This window comes from Streptomyces phyllanthi, assembly GCF_009377205.1.
GTDB classification, from domain to species: Bacteria; Actinomycetota; Actinomycetes; order Streptomycetales; family Streptomycetaceae; genus Streptomyces; species Streptomyces phyllanthi.
The window spans coordinates 1-8534 of the sequence record NZ_VJZE01000402.1 but is presented as its reverse complement, the minus strand read 5'-3'; the positions used below and the strand labels follow the sequence as shown (position 1 = coordinate 8534).

Below are 8534 nucleotides of genomic sequence, written 5' to 3'. Positions count from 1 at the left end.
TCGCCGATCTCGTTCCGCAGCCCCGCCCCCTCGTCGCCGATCTCGTTCCGCAGGGCCTGGACGGCCAGCGCACCCCGGTCGTACACGGCGATGTCGAACTGGTTCTCCGGCCCCGGGTCACCCGGCCTGACTGTCCAGAAGCGATCGCCGGCCGGATGCGACGCGTACACGTGGTCCGCGAGCTCCTGCGCCGTCCCCTCGCCCTCGTGCTCGGACCACAGCCACTGCGCGTACCGGGCGAAGCCCTCGTCGAGCCAGATGTCCTTCCACCCGGCGACGGACACGAGGTCGCCGTGCCACTGGTGGGCCAGCTCAACAGGATCGCCATTCGGCCGACATGAGTGACCACGGCCAGCGCACCTTTCAAGCCAGATCCCGGCCGAAACTCCCGTTTGCTCCGACCGAACCCCCACCTGCCCCAACAGGCCCTCTTTTGCACGGCAGTTGACGGCAGTACCGTCCGCGCATGCCCATACCTGCGCGCCGCAGGCGCTTCATGACCTGGAGATCGCTCGCGACGGCGGCCACCGCCGCCCTGATGGCCACCCTCCTCACCCCGGCGGTCTCCCACGGCACACCCGCGCCCGGGGAGAGCAAGCCCGTCTACTCGTACGAGAACGCCATCCGCGAGTCCGTATGGGTCGACACGGGACTCGACGGCGACGGCGACGGGAGGACCGACCGCGTCGCCGCCGACATCGTCCGGCCCCGCGAACTCGCCCGGCAGGGCCGCGAGATACCCGTGATCATGGACGCGAGCCCGTACTACTCCTGCTGCGGACGCGGCAACGAGAGCCAGCGGAAGACGTACGACGCAAACGGCAACGTTGTCCAGATGCCGCTCTTCTACGACAACTACTTCGTGCCCCGCGGCTACGCCTTCGTCGGTGTCGACCTCGCCGGCACCAACCGCTCCGACGGCTGCGTCGACGTCGGCGGCCGCTCCGACATCCGGTCCGCGAAGGCCGTCGTCGACTGGCTGAACGGCCGCGCGAAGGGCTACACGAGCCGCACGGGCACCGTCCGGGCCAAGGCGACCTGGACCAACGGCAGAACCGGCATGATCGGCAAGAGCTACGACGGCACCATCGCCAACGGTGTCGCCGCCACCGGAGTCGAGGGCCTGGAGACCATCGTCCCCATCGGCGCCATCTCCTCCTGGTACGACTACTACTTCGCCAAGGGCGCCCCGCTGTACGACTCCGGCCCCGACTGGCTGTCCAACGCCGTCGAGAGCCCCGAGGCCCGCGCCAAGTGCGCCGCCGTCCAGCAAAGGCTCGTCGAGGGGGCACCGCGCACCGGCGACTGGACCCCGCTGTGGACCGAGCGCGACTACGTCAAGGACGCCCGCAAGGTGAAGGCCAGCGTCTTCGTCGTCCACGGCGGGCAGGACCTCAACGTCCGCCCCAAGCACTTCGGCCAGTGGTGGGACGCCCTGGCGAGGAACGGCGTCGAGCGGAAGATCTGGATCTCCCAGGTCGGGCACGTGGACCCGTTCGACTTCCGCAGGGCCGCGTGGGTCGACACCCTGCACCGGTGGTTCGACCACGAACTCCTCGGCTACGACAACGGCGTCGACGACGAGCCCATGGCCGACATCGAACGGCACCCCGACGAGTGGGTGACATCCCACGTCTGGCCGCCCCGCAGCACCCGGACCGTGAGCCTGCGCCCCGACCAGGGCACCCAGGCGGGCGTCGGCACCCTCGGTCTGCGCCGGGGCTCGGGCACCGAGACCTTCACCGACGACCCGCGGTACAGCGAGACCGACTGGGCCGCGCACATCGACCAGCCGACCCCCGACAAGGCAGGCTTCGTCACCAAGCCCCTGACCAAGCCCCTGCGGCTGTCCGGCTCCTCCACGGTGACCGTCACCGCGACCCCCACGACCTCGACCGCGCACCTCTCGGCGGTCCTGGTGGACGTGGGCCCGGACACCATCCGTGACTACGCCGGTCCCGGCGAGGGCATCACCACGCTCACCGAGCGCACCTGCTGGGGCCCGAGCACCCCCGGTGACAGCTCCTGCTTCAGGGAGACACGGGCGAAGACCGCCGACGTCGACTACACCGTCCTCAGCCGCGGCTGGGCCGACCTCGGCAACCACGCCTCCGACCGGAAGGGCGCCCCGCTCACCCCGGGCAAGCCGTACACGATCACGCTCGACCTGCACGTCAGCGACCACGTGATCCCCGCCGGCCACCGCCTCGCGCTCATCGTCGCGGGCACCGACAGGGACCTCATCGACCCCCCGTCGTCCACGCCCACGCTGACGCTCGACCTGTCCCGTACGACCGCCCGCGTACCGCTGGCCGGAGGCGCCGACGCCTTCGCGCGGGCGACGAAGGGCGCCACCGCCGCTCCGGACGCGTCCGTCCTCGACGGCGTACGCGGCCCGCGCGCCGCCCACCGCATCCCGGGAGCCGTATGAAACCCCGCACCGCCGCGGTGACCGCCGCCGCCCTGACCGCAGCCCTGACCGCACCCTTGCTGTCGACCCCGGCCCACGCGGCCCCGGTCACGGGCACCCCGCCCCGCACCGGATTCGAGCAGACGAACGGGGCGCGCTGGACCAGCCAGCCCGAGGAGCGGGAGTTCCTGACCGCCGTCGACCGGGCGAGCGACCGCGTGTCGATCACCCGCATCGGCACCACCGAGCAGGACCGCCCACTGCGGCTCGTCCGCATCGGCACGCGACCCACGACCCGCACCGTGCTCCTGATCTGCAGCCAGCACGGTGACGAGCCCTCAGGCCGCGAGGCGTGCCTCACCACGGTCCGCGACCTCGCGTACACGAAGGACAGGCGGACCAAGGAGTTCCTGAAGCGCACCACCGTGCTCGTCGTGCCCACCGCCAACCCCGACGGCCGGGCCGCCGGCACACGCGGCAACAGCGACGGCGTCGACATCAACCGCGACCACCTCTCACTGGCGACGGCCGAGGCGCGGGCGATGGCCGCGGTCATCCGCGACCGCAGGCCGGACATCGTCTACGACCTGCACGAGTACGGCGCCACACCGCGCTACTACGACAAGGACCTCTTCGACCTCTGGCCGCGCAACCTCAACACCGACGCCGCCGTCCACGAGGAGGCCCGGACCCTGTCCGAGGCGTACGTACGGCCCGCCGCACAGGCCGCGGGGTACACGACAGGGACGTACGGCATCTGGACCGACCCCGTCACCGGCGAACCGGTCCGGCAGGTCGCGGGCGACGGACAGGAACGCATCCTGCGCAACATGTCGGGCGTCAAGCACGCGGTCGGACTGCTCATCGAGAGCCGCGTGGAACCCCTGACCGACGGGGCCGGGGAGCCGGCCAACAACCGGCGCCGGGTGAACTCCCAGCTCCAGGCGCTGAAGGGGCTGTTCGGCTTCGCGGGTGAACGCGGACGGCAGGTCGACGCGACCACCGCGGCGGCACGGGTGGCCGGATACCGGGACACCGGGCCGGTCTACGTCGGCGGCGCCGACAACGACCCCGCCGAACCCACCGAGGTGATCCAGGCCCCGCCCTGCGGCTACCGGCTCACCGACGACCAGTACACGCGGGTGAGGGACGAGCTCGCCCTGCACGGCGTGCGCGTACGACAGGACGGCGACGGCACCCTCGTACCGCTGCGCCAGTCGCTGCGCGCACTCGTGCCGCTGCTGTTCGACGAGCGCGCCCCGTACCGGCTTACGGCGGGGGAGCCCGACGACGACTGCTGAGAAGCCGAGGTCGCGCCCTGCGCGGCGCTGATGTTTCCTCAGGGGTAACGGAACGACAACGGCGTCGTTTGCGCAGCCCATACGGGGAAAGGTGCGGCCTGTGAACGACGAGAGACAGCGCATCCCGGACGATGACCACCACCACGGCGCCGCCGCCCTGCCCGGCTCGGAATCGGGCCTCAGGGGCGGCGGACGGCCGGAGACGGACCGCGTCGTCTTCGGCGTGACGGCCGCGCTCACCCTGGCCTTCGTCATCTGGGGCGCCACCGCGACCGACTCGCTCGAGGACGTGTCCGGGAAGATGCTCGGCGGGCTGATCCACAACGGCGGCTGGGCCTTCATGCTGGCGGCCTCCTGCTTCGTCATCTTCGCCCTCTGGCTCGCGGCCAGCCGCTACGGCCGTATCCACCTCGGCGCGGAGGGCGAGAAGCCCGAGTTCCGCACGGTGTCCTGGGTCGCGATGATGTTCAGCGCGGGCATGGGTATCGGCCTGATGTTCTACGGCGTCAGCGAGCCGCTCTCGCACTACACCTCGCCCCCGCCGGGCACCAGCCCCCAGGGCTCCGGCGAGCGCATGGAGACGGCGATGGCGACCACCCTCTTCCACTGGACGCTGCACCCGTGGGCGATCTACGCCGTCGTCGGCCTCGCCATCGCCTACAGCACGTTCCGCAAGAAGCGCCGCCAGACCATCAGCGCCGTCTTCACCCCGCTGATCGGCGAGAAGCACGCCAACGGCGCCGGCGGCCGGGTCATCGACGTCCTCGCGATCGTCGCCACGATCTTCGGCTCCGCGGCCTCCCTCGGCCTCGGCGCCCTTCAGATCGGCTCCGGCGTCCAGGAGCTGAACTGGATGGACAAGGTGAGCACCGGTCTGCTCGTCACGATCATCGCCGTCCTCACCCTGGCCTTCGTCGCCTCGGCGGTGTCCGGTGTGGAGAAGGGCATCCAGTGGCTGTCCAACACCAACATGGTGCTGGCCCTCGTGCTCGCCCTGTTCGTGTTCGTCGCCGGCCCGACCATCCTCATCCTCGACCTGCTGCCGACCTCGGTCTTCTCCTTCCTCGGTGAGCTGCCCGAGATGGCCGGCCGCACCGAGGCGTCCGGCGGCCAGGGCGTGGCGGACTGGCTGGGCAGCTGGACCGTCTTCTACTGGGCGTGGTGGATCTCCTGGACGCCGTTCGTCGGCATGTTCATCGCCCGTATCAGCCGTGGCCGCACCATCCGGCAGTTCGTCGGCGGTGTGATCCTGGTCCCCAGCACGGTCAGCCTGGTCTGGTTCGCGGTCTTCGGCGGTACGGCGATGAAGCTCCAGGAGGGCGGTCGGCTCGGCGAGGAGGAAACCCCCGAGGGCCAGCTCTTCGCCGTCCTCCGGGACTACCCCATCGCCACGGTCACCAGCCTGCTCGTGATGATCCTCGTCGGTATCTTCTTCGTGTCCGGCGCCGACGCGGCGTCCATCGTGATGGGCACGCTCTCGCAGAAGGGCGCGCTCGAACCCGGCCGGTTCGTCGTCGTGTTCTGGGGCATCGTCACCGGAGCCGTCGCCGCGATCATGCTGCTCGTCGGCAGCGGACAGGGCGACGCGCTCACCGGCCTGCAGAACCTCACGATCCTCGCCGCCGCGCCCTTCGTCCTGGTGATGATCGGCATGTGCGTCGCCCTGATGCGCGACCTGCGCCGGGACCCGGTGATGGTGCGCGAGGAGATGGCCTCCGAGGCCGTCGAACTCGCCGTCATCGAGGGCTACAAGAAGTACGACGGCGAGTTCGAGATCAGGGTCGGACCCGGTCAGGGCACGGAGACGGAGGGCGACCCGATCGGCAGGCAGCACTGAGCCAGGCGGTCCGTTCGGGCAGGGAGCAGGGAGCAGGGAGCAGGGAGCAGGGGCGCGTCCAGTGGCGTCCCGCCCCGTACGCCCTCGACCACGCGTACGCCCGTCCCGCCGGGCCGGGCCGCCAACTCCCCACCGGGCGCCGGGAGACGGATGCGGAATCTGTCATGCCGTGCTCACATTGCTCCCGCTCTGGGGATACTCACACCATGTCTGCCGAGTACGCGACCTTCGGCCTGGCACCGGCGATGCGTGCCGGTGGCGTCCTCGCCAACGGTGACTACCGGGTGCACCGGGACTTCGTCGACTTCATCGTCGACGGACGCCCGCTGCTGTTCCAGCTCTCCGACCTCGACGCCGTCTCCCCGCTCGCCTCCGACGTACCACCCGCGATCTTCACCGCCCAGGTACGCGGTCTGCTGCTGGAGGCCGACGCACCGTTGACCGGCGGACGGTACGTCATCTACGGCTGTCCCGAGTGCGAGGACCTCGCCTGCGGGGCCGTCACCGCGGTCATACAGAAGGACGGCGACGACTACGTGTGGCGTGACTTCGCGTGGCAGACGGAGGAGACGGCCGACCTGGAGCGGAACGGCTACCACGGCATCGGACCATTCCGCTTCCACGGCCCCGGGTACCGCGGCGCCCTGCGGTCCCTGCTGGACGGAGCCGACCCCTCGGCCCGCCGCCGCGTGCTCCTCATCGGCGCCCGCGTCGCCGTCCTCGCCAAGCTCGCCGCCGCTCTGCGCACGATCGGTATCGGTGCCGAGATCACCCACGACGCCACCGACGTCCCCGCGGACGAGCTGCGCACCTACGGTGCGGTGGCCTTCGGCCGCGCCGTCGGCGAGGAGGAGCGCGCCGCCGTACGCCGGGCCTTCGAGCACGCGGGGGTCGAGGTCGCGTACGTCGATGGGCTCGCCCCCATCATCCCGTTGCTCGTGGCCCAGATCGAGAGCGCCCTGGACCGCAGCCCGGCGGCCCGGCGCCGTCTGACCCGGCTGGTCGCCGTCGACGGCGAGGCGGGGATCGAGATCACGTCCACCTGCCGGGTGCAGGTGACGGCATACCGCCTCGACCGCCTGTACCGCACCCACACCTACGAGGTGTTCGACGGCATCCTGCCCGCGGGCCGGCACCGTATCGCGGTGAACGAGAGGGCCCGGAAGGGAGAGTCGTTCGTCGTGGCACGTTCGTCGGGGACGGTGCTGGTGGAGCCGATGACGGCCTGATCGGGTGCCAGGGGGAACGCACGTCCCGTGGTCGTTAGGATCGCCTCCTGTGACCGCCACTCTCGTCGCCAAGAATCTCTCCGCCGGCCACGGCGACCGCTCGCTCTTCTCCGGGCTCGACCTCGTTGTCGCGCCCGGAGACGTGATCGGGCTGGTCGGGGCCAATGGTGCGGGCAAGTCCACACTGCTGCGCATGCTCGCCGGGCTGCTCGCGCCCGAGCAGGGCGAGCTGCGGCTCTCCCCGCCCGCCGCGACCGTGGGCCATCTGCCCCAGGAGCCCGAGCGCCGGGCGGGCGAGACGGTACGGGAGTTCCTGGCGCGGCGCACGGGTGTCGCCGAGGCGCAGCGCGCGATGGACGAGGCCACGCAGGCGCTCGTCGACGGGGCGCCCGGCGCGGACGATGCCTACGCGACGAGCCTGGAACGCTGGCTCGCCCTGGGCGGCGCCGACCTCGACGAGCGGGCGGAGGAGGTCACCGGCTCGCTGGGCCTGGGCGTGGACCTGGACCAGCTGATGACGGGCCTGTCCGGCGGCCAGGCGGCAAGGGCCGGACTGGCCTCCCTGCTGCTGTCCCGCTACGACGTGTTCCTCCTCGACGAGCCCACCAACGACCTGGACCTCGACGGCCTGGAGCGGCTCGAACGCTTCGTGGGCGGTCTGCGCGCCGGCACGGTCGTCGTCAGCCACGACCGCGAGTTCCTGACCCGCACGGTCACCAAGGTCCTCGAACTCGACCTCGCCCAGGGGCAGATCAACCTCTACGGCGGCGGATACGAGGCCTACCTGGAGGAGCGTGACACGGCGCGCCGGCACGCGCGCGAGGACTACGAGGAGTACGCCGACAAGAAGTCGGCCCTCCAGGACCGCGCCCAGATGCAGCGCACCTGGATGGACAAGGGCGTGAAGAACGCGCGCCGCAAGGCGGGCAACGACAACGACAAGATCGGCCGCAAGTTCCGCAGCGAGGCGAGCGAGAAGCAGGCGGCCAAGGCGCGGCAGACCCAGCGCATGATCGAACGGCTGGAGGTCGTCGAGGAGCCGCGCAAGGAGTGGGAGCTGCGGATGAGCATCGCGTCCGCCCCGCGGTCGGGCGCGGTGGTCGCGACCCTGCGGGACGCCGAGGTGCGCCGCGGCGACTTCGTGCTCGGCCCGGTGTCACTCCAGCTGGACTGGGCGGACCGGGTCGCCGTGACGGGCGCGAACGGCGCCGGAAAGTCGACACTGCTCGGCGCCCTGCTGGGCCGTGTCCCGCTGGACGCGGGCCATGGCTCCCTGGGCTCCGGCGTCCTGGTCGGCGAGGTCGACCAGGCCCGCGGACTGTTCCACGGCTCGGAGTCACTGCTCGACGCGTTCTGCGCGGCCGTACCGGACACGGAACCGGTCGAGGTCCGCACCCTCCTGGCCAAGTTCGGCCTGAAGCGGAACCACGTCCTGCGCCCTGCGGCGACCCTTTCCCCGGGCGAGCGCACCCGGGCCGCGCTCGCCCTGCTCCAGGGCAGAGGCGTCAACCTGCTGGTCCTGGACGAGCCGACCAACCACCTGGACCTCCCGGCCATCGAGCAGCTGGAGTCGGCACTGGACGCGTACGAGGGCACGTTGCTGCTGGTGACCCACGACCGCCGGATGCTGGACGCGGTCCGGGTGACGCGGCGCTTCGAGGTGGCCGACGGCAAGCTGACGGAACGCTAGGGGCGGTGCTGGGGGCCGGGCCGGTTTTCCCTCGCCCCCGCCGCCCCTACCCGTCCCATCCCTGGGG

At 71.3% G+C, this 8534-nt stretch carries 5 protein-coding genes and 1 pseudogene; 5 read left to right on the top strand and 1 reads right to left on the bottom strand.

From position 1 onward, the window contains the following. A pseudogene (locus tag FNH04_RS35845) lies at positions 1 to 314 on the bottom strand (M1 family aminopeptidase); the annotation flags it as partial. Positions 315 to 466: 152 nt separating this feature from the next. Between FNH04_RS35845 and FNH04_RS35840 the strand changes: the two are divergent. The 5 genes from FNH04_RS35840 to FNH04_RS35820 all read left to right on the top strand — a co-directional run bounded on the left by FNH04_RS35840 (position 467) and on the right by FNH04_RS35820 (position 8467). After that, positions 467 to 2431, top strand: a complete 1965-nt coding sequence (locus FNH04_RS35840; protein ID WP_152790026.1) for a Xaa-Pro dipeptidyl-peptidase — start codon at positions 467 to 469, stop codon at positions 2429 to 2431. Beyond that, on the top strand, positions 2428 to 3711 hold the full coding sequence (locus tag FNH04_RS35835; RefSeq protein WP_152790025.1) for a M14 family metallopeptidase: 1284 nt from the start codon (positions 2428 to 2430) through the stop codon (positions 3709 to 3711). Before FNH04_RS35840 ends, FNH04_RS35835 begins: the two co-directional genes overlap by 4 nt. Before the next feature lie 157 nt (positions 3712 to 3868). After that, positions 3869 to 5548 (top strand): BCCT family transporter, encoded by a 1680-nt coding sequence (locus tag FNH04_RS35830; RefSeq protein WP_152790027.1) that lies wholly within the window; start codon positions 3869 to 3871, stop codon positions 5546 to 5548. A gap of 206 nt (positions 5549 to 5754) precedes the next feature. After that, a complete protein-coding gene (locus FNH04_RS35825; protein ID WP_152790024.1) occupies positions 5755 to 6777 on the top strand; it encodes an oxidoreductase in 1023 nt (340 codons plus the stop codon). 49 nt (positions 6778 to 6826) lie between these two features. Beyond that, positions 6827 to 8467 carry an ABC-F family ATP-binding cassette domain-containing protein gene (locus tag FNH04_RS35820; RefSeq protein WP_322724802.1) on the top strand — a complete coding sequence of 547 codons (1641 nt, stop codon included), beginning with the start codon at positions 6827 to 6829 and terminating at the stop codon, positions 8465 to 8467. Positions 8468 to 8534 lie beyond the last annotated feature (67 nt).